This window comes from Candidatus Omnitrophota bacterium, assembly GCA_016929445.1.
Taxonomy (GTDB): Bacteria; Omnitrophota; Gorgyraeia; order JAFGIU01; family JAFGIU01; genus JAFGIU01.
Window position 1 is genome coordinate 32,426 of the sequence record JAFGIU010000057.1, and the last position, 24,344, is coordinate 56,769.

17 protein-coding genes are annotated in these 24,344 nt (G+C 56.4%); all 17 read right to left on the minus strand.

Annotation, left to right across the window (positions count from 1 at the left end; translation table 11 throughout):
- Nucleotides 1-68 precede the first annotated feature (68 nt).
- Nucleotides 69-416 carry a hypothetical protein gene (locus tag JW937_05005; GenBank protein MBN1586771.1) on the minus strand — a complete coding sequence of 116 codons (348 nt, stop codon included), beginning with the start codon at nucleotides 414-416 and terminating at the stop codon, nucleotides 69-71.
- Nucleotides 417-420: 4 nt separating this feature from the next.
- Nucleotides 421-918 carry a prepilin-type N-terminal cleavage/methylation domain-containing protein gene (locus tag JW937_05010; GenBank protein ID MBN1586772.1) on the minus strand — a complete coding sequence of 166 codons (498 nt, stop codon included), beginning with the start codon at nucleotides 916-918 and terminating at the stop codon, nucleotides 421-423.
- A 191-nt stretch (nucleotides 919-1,109) separates the two neighbouring features.
- A complete protein-coding gene (locus tag JW937_05015; protein MBN1586773.1) occupies nucleotides 1,110-1,703 on the minus strand; it encodes a prepilin-type N-terminal cleavage/methylation domain-containing protein in 594 nt (197 codons plus the stop codon).
- A 119-nt stretch (nucleotides 1,704-1,822) separates the two neighbouring features.
- Complete coding sequence (locus tag JW937_05020; protein MBN1586774.1) at nucleotides 1,823-2,782, minus strand: GDP-mannose 4,6-dehydratase; 960 nt, start codon at nucleotides 2,780-2,782, stop codon at nucleotides 1,823-1,825.
- 30 nt (nucleotides 2,783-2,812) lie between these two features.
- On the minus strand, nucleotides 2,813-3,316 hold the full coding sequence (locus tag JW937_05025) for a type II secretion system protein (protein ID MBN1586775.1): 504 nt from the start codon (nucleotides 3,314-3,316) through the stop codon (nucleotides 2,813-2,815).
- 539 nt (nucleotides 3,317-3,855) lie between these two features.
- Nucleotides 3,856-5,364 (minus strand): tetratricopeptide repeat protein, encoded by a 1,509-nt coding sequence (locus JW937_05030; protein ID MBN1586776.1) that lies wholly within the window; start codon nucleotides 5,362-5,364, stop codon nucleotides 3,856-3,858.
- Complete coding sequence (locus JW937_05035; GenBank protein MBN1586777.1) at nucleotides 5,351-7,063, minus strand: tetratricopeptide repeat protein; 1,713 nt, start codon at nucleotides 7,061-7,063, stop codon at nucleotides 5,351-5,353. Before JW937_05035 ends, JW937_05030 begins: the two co-directional genes overlap by 14 nt.
- Nucleotides 7,064-7,205: 142 nt before the next feature.
- Entirely contained in the window at nucleotides 7,206-8,471 is a 1,266-nt protein-coding gene (locus JW937_05040) for a glycosyltransferase (GenBank protein MBN1586778.1), read from the minus strand.
- A complete protein-coding gene (locus JW937_05045; protein ID MBN1586779.1) occupies nucleotides 8,468-10,906 on the minus strand; it encodes a hypothetical protein in 2,439 nt (812 codons plus the stop codon). Before JW937_05045 ends, JW937_05040 begins: the two co-directional genes overlap by 4 nt.
- Entirely contained in the window at nucleotides 10,890-11,300 is a 411-nt protein-coding gene (locus JW937_05050) for a fibronectin type III domain-containing protein (protein MBN1586780.1), read from the minus strand. Before JW937_05050 ends, JW937_05045 begins: the two co-directional genes overlap by 17 nt.
- Complete coding sequence (locus tag JW937_05055) at nucleotides 11,273-13,717, minus strand: glycosyltransferase family 39 protein (GenBank protein ID MBN1586781.1); 2,445 nt, start codon at nucleotides 13,715-13,717, stop codon at nucleotides 11,273-11,275. Before JW937_05055 ends, JW937_05050 begins: the two co-directional genes overlap by 28 nt.
- Complete coding sequence (locus JW937_05060) at nucleotides 13,717-15,792, minus strand: YfhO family protein (protein MBN1586782.1); 2,076 nt, start codon at nucleotides 15,790-15,792, stop codon at nucleotides 13,717-13,719. Before JW937_05060 ends, JW937_05055 begins: the two co-directional genes overlap by 1 nt.
- A gap of 40 nt (nucleotides 15,793-15,832) precedes the next feature.
- Nucleotides 15,833-17,896 (minus strand): YfhO family protein, encoded by a 2,064-nt coding sequence (locus tag JW937_05065; GenBank protein ID MBN1586783.1) that lies wholly within the window; start codon nucleotides 17,894-17,896, stop codon nucleotides 15,833-15,835.
- Nucleotides 17,890-18,630: a hypothetical protein gene (locus JW937_05070; protein MBN1586784.1), complete on the minus strand. Its 741-nt coding sequence runs from the start codon at nucleotides 18,628-18,630 to the stop codon at nucleotides 17,890-17,892. The genes JW937_05065 and JW937_05070 overlap by 7 nt, the downstream gene beginning before the upstream one ends.
- Entirely contained in the window at nucleotides 18,627-21,053 is a 2,427-nt protein-coding gene (locus tag JW937_05075; protein MBN1586785.1) for a glycosyltransferase family 39 protein, read from the minus strand. The genes JW937_05070 and JW937_05075 overlap by 4 nt, the downstream gene beginning before the upstream one ends.
- A gap of 67 nt (nucleotides 21,054-21,120) precedes the next feature.
- Complete coding sequence (locus JW937_05080) at nucleotides 21,121-22,782, minus strand: tetratricopeptide repeat protein (GenBank protein MBN1586786.1); 1,662 nt, start codon at nucleotides 22,780-22,782, stop codon at nucleotides 21,121-21,123.
- A 1-nt stretch (nucleotide 22,783) separates the two neighbouring features.
- Nucleotides 22,784-24,343, minus strand: coding sequence for a hypothetical protein (locus tag JW937_05085; GenBank protein ID MBN1586787.1), 1,560 nt, complete (start codon nucleotides 24,341-24,343; stop codon nucleotides 22,784-22,786).
- Nucleotide 24,344 lies beyond the last annotated feature (1 nt).

A 24,344-nucleotide genomic window follows, 5' to 3' on the forward strand; every position in this document is an offset into this window, starting at 1 on the left:
ATTAGAATATTTTCAAGGACTCTTTTAATATCGTATTGTTAAGTTGTTTAATGCACATTTTGGCAGGACTATGCACCCAGCATGGAGGATTCAATCGTCACTTCGATATTGGCCCCCACCGTGTTCACGGTAATGTCATAGGAACCCGTGGTTCCGCTGATGGTGAAGGTCTCGGTGAGCACGCCCCCGCCCGGGGTCCAGGAAGGATCTTCCGCCAAGAGCTGCTTGGCCCGTTCATAACCCGAATCCGCCACATACAGGGCCTGCGCTTCGCGGTAGTTGGAGCGCGCGCCCTCAAGCTGCCCTGCTGAAATTGAGACCAGAACCATGCCCATGGCCGAGAAAAGCATCATCACAAAGACTGCGATGATGGTCGCAAAACCCGATTGGGAATTCAGCCCGCTCCGCTTGGGCACCGGACTAGGGTCTGAGGTTCCGCGGGAAAATAATGGAATTATAGGTAATCGATTCATTTCCGCTCGCCACGGTTATGCTCACTCCGACACGCCAGATATCCGTCACATCCCCGACCGGCGTTGCAAGAGCGGCATTGTTTTCGTCAAAATAGGTAAAAAGCAGGTTGGTCACATTCCTGCACAGCGGGTCACTGTTCCGCTGCAACTCACTCCCGGACAGCTCAAACACGATATTGACATCATCCCCGTCAAAGAAATCAAACTCATCCGTATCCGCCACCTGGATATCTGCCGCGTCATTCCCCCGCAAAGTCCGGATTTCGCGGGTCATCCAGTCGATGGCCATCTTGCCCATCACGGCTTCGTCATTGCGAAAGCTCACAAAAGACCACAGGTCGACCACGGCCAGCACCGTGCCCGCAACGCCGGCACTCAAAATGCCGGCCACAGCGATCACCGCGACCAGCTCGATTAATGTGTGGCCTTTGTGGTCTTTCTTCATTGTTTCAGCTCTGTGATTCCGTCATTGCGCGTCACTGGTTCGTCATTGCTGGCATCCCACCGTCATTGCGAGCATAGCGAAGCAATCTATGCTCCACAACGATCGCTTCACTCCGTTCGCAATGACGAATTCAGCTCGATGACGCTTCGCGTTAGATAACCACGCTTCGCCCGCCATGACGGGCTCACCCGTCAATTTCCGCTATGGCTCGAACTCACAACCTCGCTAAAGGTCATGGTGCCCACTTTTGCGTGAGTCACCGTGACATCGATCCGTTTGTAATTGGTCCGGGCGGTGTCCAGCCTGACCGTGTCAAAATCCGTGTTCAGGGGATCATCATCCGCATACACATAGTAGACCGTGGCTGAGCGGGTAAAGCCCGGATACCCGGCAATTGCCGTCTCAGAGTAACCGTCGTAATCATCCACATCATCAAAGTCGGCATTGGTGGACTCCCCTGCATTTGTCCCCAAAGCATTACTCCAATTGGTGGGCCAAACAGTGATGGGGTCCCCGGAGGGAGGAAAGGGTGTGGAAGAGCTGTTCTCATCAAAGTCCTTGGCAATGATCTCTTCCATCAGGGCGCGGCCCACGACCGTGGCCGTATTCTGGAACTCCGAATGAACGGATTCAATGGCGACCATGGAATACATATCCATGAGAGGCAGGGCGCAAAGGCCCAGAATGACGATGGCAAAACTGAGCTCCATCAGACTCATCCCGGACTGAGTCAGAAGTTTTGCCTTCAGGATGGATTTAAGAGACGCTCCCCGCAGGTCCCCCATGAATCTCACCTCCCCAATAAGTCCGGATATTGCACAAGTATATCATGCAAGTGCCCCACAAACTCCCTGGAATGAAGGACTTATGCGCAAAATAACGCAAGGGTCCGTAAGTCGGCGCGTTATTTGGCCGAGGCCGTGTGCCACTGCCACATCCACTCCAGAGTCTCGCGAAGTGTGTAACGCAGTTCCCATCCCGTGGCCAGTTTGAAGCGGGAGCAATCCCCCAGGAGGATGGGCACATCACTGGGACGCATGGCCTGAGGGTCGGTCTCCACCTCATTGCTCACACCCGCGATCCCGCTCACCATATCAACCACCTCGCGAATAGTCACCGTCTTGCCGGAACAAATATTGTAGACCTCGCCGGGTTCCGCCTTTTCCAAGGCCAGCCAATAGGCTCTCACCATATCGCGCACATCCGTGAAGTCCCGCTTTGCATCCAAATTGCCCAGGCTGTAGCGCTCGCGCTTGCCCTGCTTGATCTCCAAGGCCTGCTTTACCACCTTGCCGCAAATAAACTCCGCAGGCCGGCGCACGCCCGTATGGTTAAAAGCGCGCGTGCGCACAATGTGCAACCCGTAAGAACGGTGGTACTGAAAGCCCAAGAGATCCTGCGTTACCTTGCTCACTCCATAAGGACTCAAAGGCCTTAACGGATTCGTCTCTTTGACCGGGGTTTCCTCTTCATGCACCAAGCCGTATTCCTCGCTGCTGCCGCACACCAAAAACCGGATCGGGTAATCCGCCCGCCTCATGGCTTCCATCAGATTGAGTTGGGAGATCACGTTATTGTCCAAGGTCTCTTTGGGCGCAATCCAGGAAGTGGGAACGTGGGATTGAGCTGCCAGGCCGAAGATCCGTTCCGGCAGAGTCTCTTTCACGACGCGCTCAACAGCCGAGGGGTCGCGCAAATCACACTCATAGAGTTGGACCCTGTCTTCGAGATGTTCAATATTGTCATGGCGGGAACGCCAACGGATGGTCCCTACCACCTTCCAGTCGGGATGCTCTGAAAGAATATGTTCCGCAAGGTGGGAACCCACAAATCCGGATATCCCGGTAATCAAGCAAGTTTGCATAGGGCAGGCGCTCCGAGAGAATGAAACACACTAGTCGACCCAAGTAAGACCTGTATTTTGGTTTACCGTAACCGTCCGGCTATTTCCACGGCAAGCAACCACAACGCTCCCGTTGGCCCCCAAATCCACTCCGGCAGCGTCCTGGGGCACACCCAATGAGCTGAAGACCAAGGTGGCGCCCCCGTCAAAATCAGCGCTGGTGATCGTGACATCCTGAAGCTCCGGGTCATTGGGGTAGTCTATGGTCATGGCACCGCGGGTATGCGGGCTGATCACATCCGCGCCGGTGGAGACCACGTAAACCTGGTAGGTTTCGTTCACCGTGCTGAAGGCAATCCCGATGGCTTCGTGGGTATTGATGGCCAGCTGCTGGGCAAAGCGCAGATCCGACACCAACTTACGCGCCGCGCCCTCAGCCTGCATACTGTAATAACTGTCGAAACTGGGAATGGCCAGAGCGGCCAGGATACCGATAATGACCATCACCATGGTCAACTCGATGGCGGTAAAACCGGACTGTTTTCCCCTCCCCATGACGCCCCCCCGGTAGTCCGTGGCAGGATTCGGAACCCAAGTAGTAAGTATACCATTACTTGCAAATCCGATCTCCGGCCATTCAAGCAGCCTGGGTAAAGTTGGAGGCACTGTTTCGCTTCTCAGGCCCAATGGAGATAGTCACTGCATCAGGGACGGTTCTCGCCTATTCTCTGCGTGGCCGAGAGTTATGCGAGAACCGTCCCCTTAAGCTGAAAACAACCCAGCATACGCTAAGGGAGGGGCGGCGCCTCACGGAGGAGCTCAAAATCGCTGAAGCCATAAATGTCTTTCCAGCGTGTGCCCTGCGATTTTGGGCAGCCCCCCGTACTTCACCTATTGCGGAACAGAATAGCTAAGGCGATCCGGAGTGAGGACGACCGGCCCGATCCTTGGGGATGCAGATCCAATACCCCTGCCAAAAGGGACGGTTCTCGCGTAAGTCCATGTTGCGTATGGAATTGGCGAGACCTGTCCCTGATTTAATTGCTGAACAAGGATCCCCACGCCTGCGGCTCGTGATGACGGCTGCGGAGAAACTACAACGCCTTCCGGGCGGCGGAGTGCAGGGGTTCGAATTCGAGGACTTGCTCGAAATACCCGCGCGCGATTTCGGAATTACCCAGGCAGGTCTCCACTTGGCCCAGCAAATAAAGCGTGTGCGTGGAACCGGGCTCAAGGCTGAGGGCCTGCATAAAGGCCCGGCGAGCCTGCGCATACCGCCCCCGCACCAAAAGGGCCACACCCAACTCGTGATAAGCCTTGTGCGAAGCGGGCGAATAGGTTGTTTCCAGCTCCCACATCAAAACCGGCTGGGCCCAAACCTCATTCCGCGCAAAAGTCCCGACTCCATACCCGGTCAACAGCAATGCCACGCACAAAATCCCCGCGGCATGCCAGGCCCTCTGCCGCTCCTGGGCGGTTATGAGGATCCACACCAAACCCATACCCACAGCCCAATGCCAGGTGAGCCCGGATAGATACACCAAATGCTCCACCAAAAGTCCGCCAAAGGGCACCAAGTTTGAAACCGGCAACATCAGAATCCAAAACCACCCCAGCACAAAGAAGCCCAATCCATTCTTGCGCAGGCGCCAGAATAAAAACCCGTTGAGCAACAGAAAGAGCAGGCCGCCGATCACCCGCGGATTCATCACCGAATGCCGGATCGCAATGGTATGCAGTACGTGCAAATCGGAAGGAAAGAGCAGAAGCCTCCAGTATTCCAGCCACACAGGCGCCATGGTCATCATGGTCGCGTACAAACTGCCGCCCCAATACTCGCGCTGCGCTACGCTGTGCAACAGGTGAGTCCTCAAAGCCAAGTAGAACCCGCCCACGGCAAAGAAAAACAACCACACAGGCAAACGCTTGCGCCATGCCGCTTCCGGTCTCAAGCATCTATCCAAAAGGAGGAGGACAAGAGGCAAAACAATCCCGCTCTCTTTGGAGAGCAAGGAAGCACAATAGGCCAAAAGGCTGAAGACCAGAACTCCGGGCCTCAAGCCTTTCCCCTCAGTGGCCGCCAGGTATAGCAACAGGGCCAGGAGAAAGAAAAAGGCATAGAGCAAATCTCCGCGGGAAGCAATCCAGGCCACGGATTCGGTCTGAACCGGGTGCAGCCAAAAAAGCATCGTGCTCAGGAGCGACGCGCTCCAGTTCAGATTGGAATCCCGGGAGGAGAATTTAATCAGGCGCAGGGTCAGGAGAAAAACCAGGAGTCCGTTGGCCCAATGAAGGAACACATTGTGCAAGTGATAGCCCAAAGGATTCAAGCCCCAGAGGGAATAATCCACGGCAAAGGAGAGCGTGCGCAAAGGCCGCCACAGGGCGTGAAACCCGAAGGCCGCGCTGTCCGGGTCACTAAAGAATCTCGTCCACACCTTGGACAGAGGGCGAAGGGCGTCGTTGGTAACGATGAATGAAAAGTCGTCGTAGAAAAATTCCCCGCGCAGAGCGGGCAAATACAAAAGGAGGACGGCCGACATCCCCGCAATCAGCCAGAAGATACTCCGTTTCTTCCAACGGCCATATTCAATCGGTCGCATGACCCAACCCTTCCAGTCTCTTCAGATTCTCCATGGCCTCACGCGCTGCCAATGACCCGGGCTGGACCTCAACCGCCTTTTCAAAAAACCCCTGCGCTGCTACCGGGTCCCGCACATAAGCAGCCTGAATAATCCCGAGTTTGTTATAGCTGTAGGCAAAAGCGGGATTGGCAGAGACCGCCCGGTAGTACTGGGCTTGGGCCCCCTTCCAGTCCCCCGCCTCTTTGAGCAAATCCCCGATCGCCACAAAGAGCTCTGCCCCGCCCGGCGCAAATTCCAATCCTTGTTCATAGGCAGAACGCGCTTCGGCGCGGCGCCCCAAACCCTCGAGGGCTTTCCCCCGCCCCAACCAAGCACCCGCGTTTTCAGGCTGCACCCGCAGCAGCTGCGCATAAAGATCCAGCGCCCTGCCGAATTCCTTCTCCTGCAAATGAAGCGTGGCCCGCCCCAGCAAAGCCTGCGGATGCCAGGGAGAAACGCGCAACAAGCTGTCCAAACGTTTTTTAGCCGCGTAACTGTCCCCTGCCTGATAGAGCGCCCAACCCAAGCCAAACTGCGACTTCGGACTTTGCGGATAGTGGTAATAGGCGGCAGACCACAGCGCCAAATCATCGGCCCACACCCCTGACTGCCGCACTGTGAGAAAAGAAAAACCCGCAAAAGCAATGAGTGCCACCCCGCCGGCAACCTTTCTCCAAATACGGTGCGCTTTCAAGGCAGCGACGAGCCACCCGCAAAATTCCGCCACGAGCATCACAGCCCCGAACATGGGCAGATAGAAGAAGCGCTCCGCCCCGGGATTGGCCACAGGATAGAGCCCGAGCGCGGGCACCAAGCCCGCACCCAGCCAAAGCAGCCCGGCTTGGAGACGAAGATTCCGGGACCGCGCCCGCAACACCCCACCCAAACCCAGGCCGGCCAAACCCAATGCCGCCCACAAGCGCCAATCACTCAGACCGACCACTGCCTCAAACTCATGAACCGGCGACAAGGCCACCGGCCAAAAGAAAGACCGCAGGTAGTGCACCCAAACCCAGAGTCCTGTCCCCAGCGCCGTGACAAGACTCCCCCCGGGATAGGGCGGGAGTGTATCTGCATGATGGCTCATCCATCCAAAACGCAAGAGCACATAAGCGCTGATCACCAGCCAGTACCCTAACCAAGGTTTCTTCCAAAACCGCAATACAGAGTCAAAGGTTCCGGCCTGTTGATCAGCCGCCAACACAAAGCCCACTAACAAAGGTAAGACCAATGCCGATTCCTTGGACAACAAGGCCAAGGCCCCCACTAAATAAGCCCATCCATGCCGGCCTGCCAATGCCAAACGCACGGCCGCCAGCACCCCCGCCACCATCAACAAATCTTTACGGTAGGTCACGCACATCACTGCCTCCGAAGGAAGCGGATGCACACCAAACAGCAAAGTCCCCACAAAGGCCGGGATCTCGCCAAATCCAAGGCGCGTGAGCAAGGACCACACCAGCACACAAGCCCCCAAATGCCACAGAAGATTCACCAAGTGAAGGGTCCAGGGATTGAATCCGTACAAATGGACGTCAATCCAATACGAGAGGGTGGTCAGGGGGCGGTAGGTGAATTCACCCGAGGCATTAAAGTATTCCTGCGTAAACCACAGGGAGGGATCCAAGGGCACTCTCAGGATCTTGGCGTTGAGCAGGACTGAATAGTCGTCATACACAAAGCCGTTGGAAAGCGAGGGCAGATAGGTAATCGCGATGCCTAATAAGGCGATGATGAGGAAGTAAAACGAACGTTGGTGGGGACATAGATCCTTCGTCGCTTTTCTCCTCAGGATGACAGCAGAGTTTCTTGGCCTGACACTAGGATTTCTTGGCTTTGATGATCAGCTCGGACCCCGCAACATAACGCACTTCCTGGATCTCACAGCCACGGCTTAGCAGTGCAGCCTTAAGACTGGCTTGGGTGTAGTGAGTCACGTGCTCATCCGCATATCCTCCCCGGTGCACCCAGCCATAAACCTTTTCAATCCACACCCACGAGATCCTGTCGTAGTCGGGCGTCCCCACAATCAAGGACCCGCCCGGGGCTGCCACGCGCACAAGCTCGTCCAGAATTTCTTCGGCATCCAAACAGTGTTCAATCACCTGTGAGCTAATGACGGTTTCAAAGAGATTGTCCGCAAAAGGCAGTCTTGCACCGCTTCCCCGAAGCAAACGGGTGTTGGTTCGCCTCATGAAACGCAATTTACCCATGCTGGGATCCAAGCCAACAGCCAAAGGCAAGTCGACAAGGATCTTGCTGGAACCGCAGCCCACATCCAGGATGCTGGTGCCGGGCTTTACCAACTCGCGAATATGGCGGTGCCTTTGGCGCTGCCACCAACGCTGCAACGGGATCCGGCTGTAAAAGGCCCTGAAATCATAGTCTGCGCATTGGATGGAATTGCGCAACTGCCACAAGGAGCCCAAGGTCTTCAAATAGGACCGGGCAAAGGAGATGAGACGCGCGTGCGTCCGGCCTTCTTTGCGCGGCCGGTATTCGAAGGGAACTTCCTGTAAACGCCACCCCCCCGCATAGATTTTGAGAAGCAGCTCTTCCAACAGATCAAAATCCCGGCCCTGCGTTTGAATCTGCCGCAGGACTGAACTCCGGTACATGCGGAAGCCGCTGGACATGTCCTTGACCCCGATCGCCAAGACATGGCCATAAATCACATTTAGACAACGACTTAGAACCCACCTAAACCAGGGCATTTCCGCGCTGCCCCCGCTCACATAACGTGAGGCAATCACCACATCCGCGCGATCGCGCCAATCCCACATGCGCGCGATAAACTCCGGATCGTGCGAAAGGTCCGCGTCCAAACACAGAACATACTCCCCGCGCGAACGTTCAAACCCCTCCCTCAAAGCATTCCCATAGCCGGGGTTTGCCTGCACAAAAACTTTTGCGCCTGCGGCCTCGGCCTCCGCACAGGTTCCGTCTATGGAACCGCCATCGATGACCACCACTTCCCAGCTCAGCTCCATCCGGCTGAGCACTTGCGAAGTCCGTTCAATCAGCGGCCCCAGATTCCCGCCCTCGTTATGGGCTAAGATGAGAATGCTGAGATTCAACTCACTCACTTCTTGCGTCCTCTCCACAGGGAAACTCCCCCTGCAAGCAATATCCACACAAAAACCGACCCCAAGGCTCCTGCCGAGACCGTTGCCAAACGCTGAAAATCATAAGAAGCCACCCACTGGCAATGAGTGACGGATTCTCCTTGGGGAAGCATCCAAACAGGGAAGCCCGGCGCAAGCATGCCAATGACAGCACGCCTTTCATTCACGCGAATTTGCCAGCCTGGATCCGCCGTCATTTTCAGAAAAGCAGCGCCCCCCTCCGGCGCCTTGGAAAGCATGGAATGCCGGCCCCCGCCCCCCACATTCACCCACTGTACCTGAGGCACTGCAACATCGTCCAGCTCCTGAGGCAACGGGCCCAGTTCACGCCACAACCCGGGCACAGAGGGCAAACCCGGTTCCAAGGCCGTGTAAGAACTCAAGCGAAGATTCTGATTCGAGTAAACAGAAATCCCCTTGTCCGCGCAACGCTGCAACAGCGTCCTCCAAAACGGGCTCTCTATCCCAAACTGTCCGGGCTCCAAAAGCACGAGCGCGCGCACCTTGCCTCCTTCTATCCAGGTTTCAAAGTCCCGAGGCCGGGGGCTTAGCCGCACCAAAGGCCAAACCTGCCGGTAGCCGCCTTCGCGCATAGCCCACATAAACCAGCTGTGGCTGAGTTCGTACCAATCCCGCAGATTGGATAAAACCAGAACAGGGGAAGCCCAGAGAGGATCAGCCAGACTTGCGGGGACGCTTCTCTGAGTGAGAGCCAGACGATCCAAGAGAAACGTCCCTGGCGCACTGAGTCCGCCGAGATGAGTGACTCCATAAAGATCCAAAATCCACGGATGCTCCTCTGCCGCGTTATCCGGCCACCAAAACTTCGGCGTCCCTCCCCAATTCGACGCGCTGCTCGAGCCACGGGCCTTGGGATGGGACAAGCCCGAGAGCGTGGCCAGGTCCTCCAGCCCCGGACTCCGCGCCTCATACAACACGCGCGCGCCCGGATTCTCTGCCCGGATTTGGAGAAGCTCCCCGGTCACGGCCTCCATAAACTGCTCTGCGTCGCGCTGTCCCAATTCGCGCGCCGTGCGCAGGCGCTCATACAATGCCGGCGCTGAAAGAACCAGGATCAAGGTCAAACACAAGACAATGCCTTCGCGGGTGCGCGCCACCATGGGATTAACTGTCTCCCTGTAAAAAAATTCCCGCACCCAGCGCGTCAGCGCCGTCACCACGGAGGCGGCCAAAACTGCGGTGCCTATCTGCAGGAGAAACACCGCGCGCCACTGCATAAGTTCCCCCCACATAGGAACACGGTTCATCCCCGGAATCTCATCGGCGCCCAATATCAGCGCCAAAGAAACACACAGAAGAGACAGAACCATCACCTCACCTGTCTCCCACTCCCCGGGTCTGCACAAGTAATAGACCAAACCAAGGACCGCCATCCCCGTCAGGACAGGCCAGCGCCCTTCACTAAGAGTCGGCTGCAAAAATGCCGGCCCCAATTGGATCCACGTCTCCGGCAAAGCCACGCCTTCGAAAAGCGCTCCCAAAAACCAGGAATGCAGGAGCGCCGGAACCGACGGGCTCTGCCACAAGCCTGTAAAACGATAGAGTTCAGGCTGAGGGATAACTAAATGGAATTGGCTATAGGCAATCGCGGGCCACACCCACAAGCACCCTATAGCCAGAGCAAACACGAAAACTAAAAATAATTTGAGGACCGGCCATGCGCTTCGCCGGCCCTTGCGGGAGAGCAAAATGAGAACTTCAAGGATCGCCACCCAGCAGAGGAAGAAGGCGGCAATGGGATGGGCCAATAGCAAGAGTCCCGTGCCCAAAGCAGCCCAGGCCCAGGAGCCTTTGTGCCAAAGGCAGCGGTGCAGGGCGCTAAAGGCCAGACAAAAGAGCACATAGCCCAGCAACTGCGCTTGCAATCCAATTAATGTGTAGGCTTCCAGGCTGTGGCCCCAAGGATTGAAGAAGAGCAAACAGAAAAGACTCGCGCCCCCGGCAGTCAAGGCAGGCAAATCCAGCGACCGGAGACACCGGTATAATGCCAGGGGAAAAGCGCTCCACAAGACCACCGTCGAAAGCCAAACCCATACCACAGCCCCCAGCAGGGGAAACACCGCGCGCAATCCCCCCGCAATCAAAGCATGCAAGGGCGGATAAGCGCTCCACAAAGGCACACCCAATCCCGCAGTCCAAAAACAAAAGGGGTGCTTGTGGGCCAGGAATTGGCGGGCAAAGGCCTCCGCATGAGCGGTATGAAAGTAGAAGTCCTCCGAAAGCACAGCGTGAGAATGGCCCAGGGCTAAGGCCCCCAGGACTGCGGCCAAAATGCAGGCCAAAAAAGCCAAAGCCCGCCCTGCCGTGTGATCCCAAGCATCGGCTTCGGGAAAGGGCGCTCCCATCACCGGCAACATCTCAGCGCGCGGGAACATAGGCCCTCGTTTTGAATTGCCCGGCCCGGCTCCAGCGCAGAGCTTTTTCCTCCTGCCAGGCACGGACCTGCCAGAAGTACCCGGTCTCGGGCTCCAAGGCGGTCACATAGATTTCCGGAGCTTGTATCTCTTTATTCTCCAATGTCGCGGGGACTTCTCCGGGCAAACCCTGAAAAATTTGGACTTCGTATTGAATCTCTTCTCCGGGCACGGGATTCCAAACAAGGTGAACCGCATCCGGATTGAGCAGCGCCCCGTCTGCCGGACGAATCAGCACAGGCTTGAGCCAAAGCATTTGCTGCAGGTAGCAGCCCAGGAGCCAGCTCAGAAACAACAATACCACCAGCCTGGATAAATGAGGCACTCTCATAACATCGGCCAGTTCTTTTTCCAAGAGTAAAGCTCTTTTAGCGCCGCGCGCACCTGGAGCGATTCCGGTTGTAAACCTTGGGCCTGGTGCAAAGAGGCAAGTGCCTGGGGCCAACGCCCGAGCACCGCATATAAGCGGCCCATCTCCAAAAGAGCCGCAATCTGTTCCTCGGGAGACAGACCCTTAAACTCATTTTTCAACACAAGGATGCGGCGCTGCAACCCTTCCTCATGGGCTTGGCGCTTGTTCAAAACCAAAGTCCTCCCGAACACCAGGCCCCCGTGGTAAAACCAGCGAGGATCCTGGCGCGCCAACGCATTGCCTACCCGCTGCATGTATTCTTGTTGCGCCTCCAAAGCCGCCCCGTAGTCTCCGGCCTCTTCGTAAAGGTACGCCAGATTAGCCCACGCATCCACAAACCAGGGTTCCTTTTCCACCACCGCGCGGGTCAGTTTAACAGCGGTATCCAAATCTCCGTCCGCCCAGGCCCAGTAGCCTTGGTTGCAACGCGTGCGGAGACGCGCCAAACCACTCTCGCCCATCTCTGTGCGGGGATCCGGCATGACCGGGGCTCTCAGATAGGATTCCAGCATGCGGTGGTGATGGGCCAGACGCATGTGTTTTCCGGGCGCACCCTCCCCGGACTCCAATTCCAACCAGGCCAAGTCCTCAAAGACCCGGTACGAGTGCGGGGACTCTGCGGCACGCCGCATTTGCTTGAGCGCTCCGCTGAGATTTCGCTCCCGGCGATAGATATCCCCCAAAATCTGCGCTCGGCGGCTGTCCAGCCCGCTCTCCCCTTCCAGTCCTTGGAGGAGCAGGGTCTTGGCCTTATCCAATAAGCCTTCCTCTCTATAAAGAGAAACCAAACGCAGGCGTGCCTCAGAATTTTCCGGGCCACTGCCCCAGACTGCCAGCGCCTTTCCCAAGGTAATTTGATAGACCTTCCAGGAATAGCCGATGTAGTCCACAGGTTCAAAATCGAGCAACCATTCAACCTGTCCCTCGCTCCCCAAATACCCCCTCAAACTGTTCACACTCGCCAAAACAAGACCGGTGGCGGGCTCAGGCGGTTCCAAACGAACGCCCGGATGATCGGCAATATAGGCTTCCACAAAACCCAGGTCCTGTTGCCAGTCCAGATTCGAGTCGATCAACCACTGGTCTCCCCTTTCCGGCCCGCCCGCCGCACGGTTAAAGAAGGCCAAGTAATGCGGATAAATCAATGCCGACTCCAGGACAAAACCAATCAAACACAACCCGGCCAAGACAGAAGACCAAAGCCGCCTGGGGGAATCTCCTGCCCTTGGCAGGATAGCGGCGGCAATAAACAGAAAGGCAAAGGGATAGATCAAGAGCACATGGCGCAGGCCGATTTGGAACTCGCTCACAAAACTGAAGTAAACAAAAAAGACCAGGGGCGGCCATAACAAAAAGGCCCGGTCTGTCCACCTCAGCCGGCCAATGCATAAAAGCGATAGCAGAAACAGGATGAGTAAACTCAGCGGCGTTTTCACGGCCATTGCAACCGCATAGTAATTCGGGAATCCTTTGACTGAGAACTCGCCCATCAAATAATTCAAAAAGCCGTATTCGGTAAAGTATTTCTGAAAATCCAGGCCGTTAAGATAGGGCAAAGGAAAGAACCATAGCAGCCCTCTGCCCAATAAGGTCTGGGATAAGTTGTCGAAGAACGCACTCTGCCATAAGAAACCGGCCTTGGAGCTAAAGGCCCCTTGAAACCCATAGCCCAAAACCAAGATGAAAAAGGACACGCCCAAGAGGATGCCCGCGGCAGAGAGCATTCTCCAAACAGAGCGCCTTTCAAGAAGCATGGCCCAGAGGAGCAGGGGGAGCAAAACCCCGGACATTAAGACAGCCGTGTATTTGCTCAGCAGGGCCAAGCCCAAATAAACTGCAGACAAGAGGAGTTGATTGAGCCGGTGTTCAGCCGCAAAACTCCACAAGTGATAGGTACTCGCCAAGGAGACGCTGACAAAACAAATATCCGGAGTCACCAAGCGGCTGTGAGCCAAAAGGTTGGGACTGAAGGCCCAAAGTGTTAAGACAAATAGAGCCCCGCGGCGGCCGTTCAAGCGCCGCGCCCATAAAAAGAGATAAAAACCCAGCAAGAGCCCCCAGACCAAATTCAAGAGGCGCGCGGGCAGAAGCCGGTCCGCCAAATCCTCCTGCCCCCAGCGCAACGGCAACCAACCATGCACATACGCAGTCAAGGGCGCATGCATCACATTGACCCGCTGCTGCCAGTGCGAGCCGCGCACCAAACTCACGGCCGACCGCAAATAGAGGTCCTCGTCGCTGGTCATGGACTTGACCGACAAACTGGACACAGTCTGAAAAAGCCAGAAGAACACTAGGAAGGCAAGAAGAACCGCAGTCCAGACACGTTGATTTGTGCTTTCTTCTTTGGGTTGTTCCATCAATACCGCCTGCGCCTGATGAAGGCCACGGCCCCCAACAGCAGCCAAAGGGAAGGTGCAATCAGAAATCCCAGTGTCACACTCCTGGGCCGGTAGTCCATTCGCACCGTGTGCTGGCCACTGGGCAAATATACTGCGCGCATCAAATAGTTGGCGCACAAAAGCTCTGCTGGCTCGCCGTCGAGAGTAGCCCACCAGCCGGGATAGTAGGTGTCCGAGACCACCAGAAATCCCGGGTCCTCGGACACTGTATCAATTATCAAAGAATGAGGATTCGAAGACACCACGGTGGCTGCGGAAAACCCGGGCGAATCCACCTGCGGCAGATCGATCGGCGCCTTATCCCATTCCAGGAAGACTTCTTCCTCATAAGCCCGCCCTTTGCTCAATAACTGAGTCAGGGCGGATTCGTCATCAAAAACCACTTTGGCCCGGTGCACCACCCAAGCCCGGGGGCGCGCGCCCAAACTCCCCCAGACTTGATAGCGTGAATTCTGAAAAATAACAGGCAAAGACGGATCCGGCGCCGGCAAGGGCGAACGCTTGTCACTCACCCAGAGCCGTGCAGACAACAAGTCAAAATCCTGCACTCGAATTTTTTTGAGAGTCTGGCGCTGCGCCTGGGCTGTGTCTGCGGGCAGTCCCTGGATCCGGTTCAAGTAAGCAGACAAGGGACCCGGCATCAAGCCCTCATTGCCGAGACAATTCTGCAAACCTTCAAAAGAACCGCCGTTAAATCCGGGCCAAAGCACACGCCCGGATCCCACATAAGAGCGAAGAAAGTGCCCGAGTTCCGGATCGATGCGATAAGGATGAGCTTCCATAACGCGCACAAAAGAGGCCCCGTGAAAAAAGAGTTCCATCACCAGGCACACGGCAATGACTCGTGTCAGCACACGCGCCCTATCCTTTCCCGCCCCCTGGCTCACTCCTTCAAAAAGGCGCTGCATCCCCAGGGCTGCCAAGAAAGAAAGCGCAAAGGCAAACACATACAGCCAACGGCCCGGCACACGAAAGTATCCGTAGGTCGGCACCAAGCGACGGACCCATCCTTCCAAAGGGAGCGCAGGACCCAGTGCCAATGCTAAGGAGATTAGAGCCAGGAGCGCGGCAGTCATTTGAAAGGGTCTTCTTCGGCCCAGTAACCCGGCCAAGATTAACAGCAATGCCACCCACCCCGTATAGATCTGCGGGGCCCCAGACGCGCGTCCCTCCGCCCGGGCAGAGGGAGCGGGGTTCTCCGTTCCGGAGGGAGGCATCACCAAACCCAGGAGATTTTGGGGAGCCAGCGAATTCTCCCGGGAGGAAACCACATGAGTCAGCAAAGAACGATCACTGAGATGCGCATACTCCAAGGATGGCAAGACGCGCGGAGCAGCCAAACCCGCCGCAAGCAAGGCAATGCCCGCGGCCACAAAAAAAGCTTCGCCCAATCCATGCCAAATCTCCGAAGCCTCCTCCCCTTGCGCGCCCACCCCAATCAAATATAAGAGCCCGGCTACCCCCATCATCCAAGTGCCCTGAGAATGCCCGGTCATGCACAGCAAGGCCAAAGCGATCGCCGCCCAAATCGCGGCGCCCAAAGTGCGCCGGATCACATATCTTCGAAGCGCCGCCCACCACCAGGGACTCATCCAGTACACGGAAACAAGCCCGATGTGGCCGGCAAAGAAGCTTTGCAGTACATATCCGTTCCCCACAAACACGAACACACCGATCGCGCTGGATAAGGGATTCAACTCACTCAACCGGCAGAGCCAGTAAAATCCCAGGGCACCCACAAGCAAATGCGTGAGCAAACTCAAATTAACGACACGCTCCAAGGACAGCGGCGTAAACACCCAAACCAAATTCAAGGGATCCACAAAACTGAAAGTCGCGGTGGGAAGGTACGGAACCCCGCAAAAGATATTCGGATTCCACAAAGGCAGGCTGCCCAGACTCAAGGCTTGCCGGCCCAAATTGACCAAGGCAAGTTTTTGGTAAACCAGATCCAGCCCCAAAAGCACGCGCGGGCCCAGAAGCACCCACCCCAAGCTCAACACAAGAAGGGCAAGAATCGTGAGTACAGGCACTATGTCTTGGCGAAGGGAACGTTCGTGGGTCATTGAGCCGCTAAGAGTCATCCTTGGCCCCGCCCCAAACACGGCGGACCCGCGGAAATGACAGCATGAGTAACAGACATATTGTAACGAGTGTAATAGCAATACCTAAGAAAACTGAGCGCGAGCAGTATCGGAATTCCACCCGGTGTTCCCCGGCAGGGACCCGGACCGCGCGTATCAGCCCATTGGCAGGATAGACGTTAACAGGACTTCCGTCGAGCCCGGCCCTCCACGCCGGGTCATACGGCTCCGAGAGCACCAGCCAGCAGGGCGAAGAGGCGCGGACCCCCATCTCCATCTCATGAGGGCTCTCACTCAGGAATTCAATCTCCCCCTGCACCCAATCCGCGGACGCCGGCCACTGGCCCTCGCCCTCCAAATAAAGAGTCTGAACCGGATCAAATCCGGGCTTTGCAATGCGTTGCCAAATTTCCCGGCGGTCCCGCACCCAGCGGGCCTCAGGGATCAACCAAGCCCGCGGGGAAGTTTGAATACGGCGGTAAAGCGCCAAGCTCTCTGCATTCAGCACTTTTTCCCATTCAGAATCCGGAGGCTCCACATCCGCAGATTGAATCAGATACCTCAGATTCAGGAGCTGCCAGAGCGGGTGACCGGGATAGCGCAGGTATTTCAGATAGCTGACGGGCCGGTCCAAAGGCGCCCCTTCGAGAGTGTTCACAAACTCCGCATAGCGCTGGGTGGCAATGGGCTTGTATCCGTTAACCAAAGGAATTCCGGCCAACATCTCCAAATTTGTGAGGGCCTGGCCCTGCCAAAGCACCCGAAAAGGTTCCTCATCCTGAAGCAAAGCCCGGACGATTGAATCGGGCATCTTAAAGATGCCGGGATGCGCGGGTTGGATATACCGGCTCCCAAAAGAGTGCATGTCCAGGACCACCACGAGCAGAACCATGGACGGAAGAATCTTCGAGCGCCGATAAAACTCGGGTTGCTCGAAAATACGCGAACAAAGCACGGCCCCGCTCACAGCGATTCCCAAATTCCAAAAGAGCAGGAAGCGGCCCGGTTCCCTAAAAACGGAAAAACCCGGCAGATATTGGTAAAGAAATCCGTACACGGGCGTGTGATTACCCAGGGCGAGCAGAAGTCCCCCGAGCGCCATAAAACACCAGAGCCTTGCGGCGGGCGGGCCGAAAAAAAGCGCAAGCAATCCCAGGATTGTGAGAAAAACCCCGGCATAGGCGGTCCGCTCCCACCACAGGCCCGCCCCCCGGTAGCGGGTAGTGATTTGATCGCCCAAGGCCCAAGGCTGAATCAAAGTAATGAGTTCCCGCGGCGCAAGGGAGCGCGCTGCTGCCTGGTCCCAGCTCAAGCCCCCGGCCCTCTCGGAATCTTTCTGGAATTCCATCGCAGGCATCCACTGTGCCGCACCCAGGCCTGCAAAAAGTCCAAAGGCCAGGAATAATCCCAGAACGGAGTGCCCGGTTTTCGCCCTGTCTCGCTTAAGAAGCTGCGCAAGAACGAAAATACATAGAAAACCCGCAGTCATCAAGCTGAGCTGGACATGGCCGGTATAAAGCATGAGTCCCAAACACAAACCCACCGGAACCCAACTCCTGATCCGGTTCTTGCGCAAAGCCCGCAGAGTCCACATAAAAACAAAGGGCACCAAAGCCGCTGTGTACACTATGTCAAAGTGCCCGGCAAAAAGACGCCCTATTTGGTGTCCTCCGAATCCAAAAGAAAAACCCGCCATCAAAGCTGCGGCTCTGATCCCGCCCGTGCGCCTTACAAGACGGTAAGCCCCCCAAGCTCCGAGAGTGAGAAAGAACGCATGGAGGAAGTTCAGTTTCTGGAAAATTGAAAGGCCCGGCAGCAAGAACTCGGCACCCAGGCGCGGCAGCAAGGTACGGATATCCGTGGCTGCCCAAAAGGGCATGCCCCCGTGCACAAAAGGATTCCAGAGCGGAAGTTCGCCGGCCCGCAAACATCGCAGCGCAAACTCCTGATAGCAGAACAGGTGGCGGTCCAGTGTATATAGAGGAAGGCCTGAGGCAAACAAGGGTCCCAGGTACAAGAGCGGAAAGAGCAAGAGCAGAAGTGCGATCACCACTTGAGCCTCTCCCGGCGATCCCTCACAGCCCGGTACACCTGCTCCATCTCCTGCGCAGTCTGGACCCGGCCCGGATCCAACAATAAAGCCCAACGGTAATGCAGGAGCGCGCGCTCCCACTCACCCTGGACCGTGAGCAATGCCCCCAAGCTCGATTGGAGATCCGCTTGTGCAGGATGATAGCGCAAAGAAGTGCGCAAGGCTTCCGTCGCATCCCTCACCCGCTCCTGGTCCAGATAGAGATGGGCCAAAGAGCGGGCAGGTTGCCAGGCATTGGGCCGGATGGATTGCGCTTCGAGGAAATAGGATTCCGCCTTGGGGTAATAACCCGCAAAATGCATGAGCCTTCCCAGAAGGAGCGCCCCCCAATACGCATCGTACGGCTTTCCCGGATTCCAGATCATGAGATCAGGGCGAATCTCGAACTTCTGCACAAAATCCTGATTCTGGATGCTGCGTTTGAGAAGCACGGCATGACTCTCGTCCAAATAGACCACGGCCCAATCCGGATTTCCCCAGAGCTGCGCCAGCCACTCGGGCCGTTCCAGACTGTGCGAAGCAGTCCGGCAAGTCGCGGTCTCCTGCAGCCCCTGTTGGGCAATCCAGCTTTGAGCCTGTTGGGATTCGCGATAGCGCAAAGGCACGCGTTCCGAACGGGTCGCCCGCGCCTGCTCCGCTGCGGTTAAGGAGGCAAGAAGAATCCAACACAAAGTAATGACAAGGGGACGCTTCATCTCCGGTACTGGGCGAGCAAGGCCTTTTTCCAAACGGCCGACTCTTCCCCCAATTCTCCTTGTGCTTTGATTTGGGCATCTTCCAAGGCCATCCAGGCGCGCGCCGTCTCGCGCTGCTGTGCATAGTGTTGGGCCAAGGCCAAGTAAATCCTCGGATCCTGGATGTCCCGGCCGAGCTGCTTGAGCTCGATCTCGTACCGCAACTGCCTCCAACGCAAAGGCGCGTGCGTTTTGATCATCAATTCCTCAGTCAGGTACACAACGCGGTCCCCGTAAATGACCATGGGCAGTTTGATGCCATCCGCAGAAAGGGCCGTTTCCAGGGCGCGGTCAAACGAAGCCATGGCCCTGATTCCAAGGCCCATGCTGTCCTCGATCACTGCCCGGTTTAAAAGCACGGCCGGCCTGCGCGGGTCCAAATCAAAGGCCTTATCCAAGGCCTCCAAAGCAACGCGATTATCCCCCTGCACCCAAAGTGCGACGGCCAGATTATTCCAATTCACAGGCTGAGCCGCGTCCGCCTCCGCCTTCTGACGCCAGTGCGTGGAGTCCAACTGCAGTTCTTGAAAAGTGCACAACTCCATGCGGCGCAGGTGCTGCCGGCCGAGGACCTCCAAGGCCTCGGCCCTTCTGCCCTCTTGAAGCAAGGCAAAAGCTAAGGCATCGTAGACCTCTTCAAAAGCCGCTGCAGACTTGGCAGCCGCGGACAACCATTTCACTGCCTCTGCATCTTTCCCCTGGGCCAAGGCCCCCAATCCCCTGTAATAAGCCCAAACCCAATAATCCGCTTCGGATTGCAGAAGGCGGGCAGTGCGCATTTCGAGTTCTGCTATTTCTCCCCGGCGATACAGAAGCTGCAGAAGGGCCCGCTGAAGTTCATCATCCTCCGGCGACGCTTCGCTGAGCCTGCGAATCTCTTCCAAATCCACCTCGTACACAAGATGCGTGTGCCCGATTTGGTCCACAGGCTTGAGGCGCTTCAACCAGGCCGCCCGGTCCTCTTGGTTCAGGTAGTTCTGAAGCATTCCGGCCTTCACAATCACCTTCCCCTCCATTGCATCTTTGGGGTTAAGGTGTGCGCCCGGATGTCTCTTCATATAGCGCTGAACCAAAAAAGCATCCTGCCCCCAGTCCAGATTGGAGTCCAACAGCAAACGGTATCCCGCTGACGGGCCGCCCGCAGCCTCATTAAAATACGGCAGGTAATGCGGCCAGGTCCCAAGAGTGCCCATGACAAACCATGCACACAAGAAAGCAACACCCATGCGTCCCGTTCTTCCCCAATTCCACAAACTCCAGGCCCCGTAGGCGCTCAGCAGAAGGACCAGCGGGGTGAGCGGCAAGAGGTGGCGGTAGCCGATATTGTAGTGATTGAGAAACAGGAAGTAGAAAGCAATGCAGATCAGCGGAACAAAGAGAACCCCTTGCAAGCGGCGGTTTTGACCCTCCTTGGGACGGAACAGAAGGATCTTGCCCGCACCAAAAAGTGCGATTAGAGGCAAGGGTGTCTTGGCCAGCCACACCACCGGGAAGTAATACCACCAGCCGTAACGGGAGTGCGCGCCCATGAGAAAATTGGGAAATCCGAATTCGCTGTAGTGGCGCTGAAAATCCAAACCCCAGATATACGGCGCGGGCAAGAGGCCAAGCAGACTGCGCACGGGTTCGCGAGTTCCCCAATGGCTGAAGAGATCACTCGTAAACCAGCGCGCGTCCGGGGCCTCTCCGACCCCCTGCCATCCGTAAAGTGTGCAAAGCACAATCCAGGAAACCAGACAGACAATCCCGAGATAGCCCAGCCCCTTGTGATTTCGCGGCGCGAAAATTCCCAGAATGAGAAAAGCACTCAGCCAAACAAGGACTGCCGTGAATTTGGTGCCCAGGGCCAAGCCCATGCAAAGCCCGGCCAACGCATAGCCCAATGCAGACGGTTTTTCAATGGCCCGCCAAACCGCGTAAAAGCACAGCAAGGCCATGGCTGCCATGGGAAAGTCCGTGTTCACCAGCCGTGCATGCGCTAAGAGATTGGGCTCAAAAGCTGCCAAGCCTGCAGCCCAAAGCCCGGCAGCCGGGGCCCAGGCCCTGCGGCCCCAAAGCCAGAGAATTCCAAAAAAAAGAAACACAAAGGGAAGCATGCAGAGACGGCACAGCATGAGTCGCACAGCAGGGTTCTTATAATCAAAAGAAGCCGAAAGCCACCCGTGCAAATAGGAAGTCAGCGGCGTGTGGGTGAGGTTTTCGCGCACAGCCCAGCGCGAGCCTTCGTAGAGATACTGAGCGGAGTCCATGTAGAGCAACTCATCGCCCGCAGGAGCCTTGAGAACAGCACTCGAGAAAGCCTGCACGAGGAATACCCCCATCAGCATCCAAATAACAATGCGTTCCTTCTTCCGGCTCTGAGCAAAAATATGCATATTCGCCATTCTTAGGGACAGGTCTCGCCATCCCTATACCGTATAATAGGTTACATGAGATCCGTCCCCATCCCCTTCACCGGTGATGAACGGCGATAGGGGGACGGACCTCGCGTAACCCGCTATGCTGCAATGGATTCGAGAGACCTGTCCCTGGTTGTGGGGGGTTCCCGGTGTGCTGCAAATAGCAAGTCACGGTTTGGTTTTCCGGATACGCCTGATGCAGCTCTTCAAAGATCTTCCTTGCCTCCACCAGGTCTCCCTGTTTCCAACGGAGAACCCCGAAATCAAAAAGCACATTGGCGTAGTCCGGGACCAGTTGCAAAGCCCGCTCGTAATGCCTCTCTGCCGCCCCCAGATTGCCCTCCTGCATATAGTCGGAACCCAGGTAGTAGTGCGCATGCGCATTGTCCGGCTCCAAAGCCACGGCCTTACGCAGATGCGCCAAGGCCGCTGAGTAAGCGCCTGCGCCCTTGAGACGGATACCGGTATTGAAGTGCGCGGCAAAACTCTGCGGCTCTGCCTGTAAAGCAGAGTCCCACAACTGGGCATCATTCCTCCACACTGCAGCCTGCGCAAGTGTCAGCGCCCCCAGCACGCATACAAGCAGCACCCCCACATATTGAGGGCCCTGCTTTCCTTTATCCCAAAGATAACGACCCAGCAACCCGGCCAATCCGATTAGCGGCAAATACAAAAATCGCTCAGCCACCAACGCATTTAAGGGAACTAAACTCGAGGTAGGCAGATAGACCAGGAAAGAAAAAGCAATCAGGAAAACCGCAATCCGGTCCCCGCGCCTTAGGCGATCAGCGACACAAAACAACAGGAAACCCGCAAAGCCCAAGCCCACCCAAAGTCTGGGCTCAATGCCTGTAATGGGCGGCACCGGATGGTCGGGCGCCAAACCAAGCGGCATAAGCAGCAGCGAAAAGGCCCTCGCCCAGGCATAGTAGGCAGTCGCCAAATTCGTCCACGGCGTGCCGCCATGCCATGTGCGCTGACTCGTCCTTCCGAGAACGCCCATCCAAATCGCGGCATAGATGACTGCCGTGGCAAAAAACGGAATCAAGAAACGGTACCGGGAAAAGGCTCCGGAACTTTGCTCAGCTCTCTTGGATCCAAACAAAGCCTCCCAAACCAAAAGAACCAGCGGCAGCGTAAGGGCCACTTCCTTGGCCAGGGCCGCCAACAGAAACAGACTCCAGGAAAACAGGCGCAAGCCTTGGCCGCCGGCTTCTGTACGCCTCGAACGCACATAGCAGAGAAAGGCGCCCAAATACAGCGGCGCGCACAAGACATCCGCCCGGCTCGAAATCCAGGCCACAGCTTCAACATTCACAGGGTGCAAGGCGAATAGGGCCGTCCCCCAGAGCGCTGCTTCAGATTCCAGAAACTTACTAAGAAACAAGAAGACCAACAGGACGGTCAAAAGGTGGAGACCCAGACTGCTCAAGTGATAGCCCAGCGGATTAAGCTTCCACACAAAATAATCCAAGGCAAAACTCGTGGTGCGCAAAGGCCTGAAAATATCGTCCCAGACAATATCATCCGCCAGGGTATGCTGCGGCCGCAGAAAGAAATCGGGGATATTTCTCAAGGTCTGAAGATGCGAGTTGCCTGCGATAAAGAAGTGGTCGTCGTAGACAAAGCCTGCTTTGAGCACCGGTAAATAGGCCACAAAAGCCAGAAGAAGAATTGCCCACAGCTGGATGCGAACAGACGGGCGTTGCAGCATCTCAAACCCCTAGCAAAGACAGGTGCCGGAGCAGTTGGCCGGCCTGCGGATAGTTGAACTGCTGCGCCAGAAGCGCATGAACCATGGACTCCTCCAAACGCTGGGGGTTCTGATGCATGAGCGTGAGCGATAAACCGTAATGAGCCAACCCACTGTCCCCGCGCAAGGAAATGGCTTTACGGAATTGATCCTCGGCCAGGAGAAAATCCTGGCGATGCGCGGCCGCCAGGCCCAAACCAATATGAGCCTGAAATGAGGCCGGCGCGGCTTCCACCTCATGACTCCAAAGAGTCCATTCATTCTGCCAGTCCTCTCCCCGCTCCAGTGTGAACAGGCCATAGGACAAAAGCATCGTAAACGCCAAAAGGCTGGGCACCAGGCGCTCCTTCTTGTGGGCGCGGTCCTCATTCCAGGACCGGTTCCACAGCCGCACAAAAACCGCTCCCAAAATCCAGCCAAAACCCAGCACCGCCAAATAGAGAAAATGCTCGGCCATGATCCCCCGGAAAGGAACCAGATTGGAAACAGGCAGAAGAGTCCAAAAGGCCAAGGCCAAAGCCATAATGATCCAACGCCGGCCCAGGCCTACCCACAAGAGCGCGCCCGCCAAGGTCCCCATCAAAATCAGCGGCTGCCAAAAAGCGCCACTCGAAGCAGTGCTCACAGCCGAAACCTGCCGGATCACATAGAGCGGATGCGGAAAAAGCAGGAGTTCAAAATACCCATAGACAATACTGGGCACGGTCCACAAGGTGGGCCAAAATCCTCCGGCCCAATACCCCCTCTGCGCCACCGAACCGACCACAAAAAGACGCACCAGAAAGAAGACGCCTACCAAAATAAGATGCGGTTTAATAGTCCGAATGAGTCTGCCCAAACGCCGGATACGGATACGGTCTCCAAGACAAAAGGCATAGGTCAGGAGCAAGAAAGGCAGTACCACGGCAGTCTCCTTACTCAAAAGCGCAAGGAGCGTGGCCGCAGTACTGAAGAAATGGGCCCAGCGTTTGCCTTCAACCAGATAGAGCCTATAGGCCAAGAGCGCCCACAGGGCAAAGAATGCATAGAGCAAATCCCCGCGCGAGGAAATCCAATACACGCTCTCGACCTGCACCGGATGCAAAAGAAAGACCGCAGCCCCAAACCAGGCCGCCTCCATAGCGCGTTTCTGATCCATCCAGGCAAAATCACCGAACACCCGGATCCCCAACCACCAGGCCAACAGGACATTGAGCAAATGCAAGACCACCTGTGTGCAATGGTAACCCCAGGGATGCGCCCCAAAGGCCCGCCACTCCAGGGCATAAGAAAGGGTGCGCAAGGGCCGGTAAATTTGATGATCCTCGGAAGAAACTGCCCGGGAACTCAGAAAATAGGAAGGCCATTGAGACAAGTCGTGTTTGGCCGTGTTTTCCACGATAAAGGAAACATCGTCGTACACAAACTCCCCTTGAAGGCTCGGCAAATAAGCCAAAGCCCCCAAAAGCACAAGGGCGAGTCCCCCGATCAGGTACCGGGTGAATCTGCCTCTGAAAATGGTTTCAGCATTTGATAAAAACATG

Excerpts from the sequence above, each read along its gene's own strand:
- JW937_05010 (MBN1586772.1), bottom strand. The coding sequence starts at position 918 with ATGAAGAAAGACCACAAAGGCCACACATTAATCGAGCTGGTCGCGGTG.
- JW937_05015 (MBN1586773.1), bottom strand. The coding sequence starts at position 1,703 with ATGGGGGACCTGCGGGGAGCGTCTCTTAAATCCATCCTGAAGGCAAAA.
- JW937_05020 (MBN1586774.1), bottom strand. The coding sequence starts at position 2,782 with ATGCAAACTTGCTTGATTACCGGGATATCCGGATTTGTGGGTTCCCAC.
- JW937_05025 (MBN1586775.1), bottom strand. The coding sequence starts at position 3,316 with ATGGGGAGGGGAAAACAGTCCGGTTTTACCGCCATCGAGTTGACCATG.
- JW937_05030 (MBN1586776.1), bottom strand. The coding sequence starts at position 5,364 with ATGCGACCGATTGAATATGGCCGTTGGAAGAAACGGAGTATCTTCTGG.
- JW937_05045 (MBN1586779.1), bottom strand. The coding sequence starts at position 10,906 with ATGTTCCCGCGCGCTGAGATGTTGCCGGTGATGGGAGCGCCCTTTCCC.
- JW937_05055 (MBN1586781.1), bottom strand. The coding sequence starts at position 13,717 with ATGGAACAACCCAAAGAAGAAAGCACAAATCAACGTGTCTGGACTGCG.
- JW937_05070 (MBN1586784.1), bottom strand. The coding sequence starts at position 18,630 with ATGAAGCGTCCCCTTGTCATTACTTTGTGTTGGATTCTTCTTGCCTCC.
- JW937_05075 (MBN1586785.1), bottom strand. The coding sequence starts at position 21,053 with ATGGCGAATATGCATATTTTTGCTCAGAGCCGGAAGAAGGAACGCATT.
- JW937_05080 (MBN1586786.1), bottom strand. The coding sequence starts at position 22,782 with ATGCTGCAACGCCCGTCTGTTCGCATCCAGCTGTGGGCAATTCTTCTT.
- JW937_05085 (MBN1586787.1), bottom strand. The coding sequence starts at position 24,343 with ATGTTTTTATCAAATGCTGAAACCATTTTCAGAGGCAGATTCACCCGG.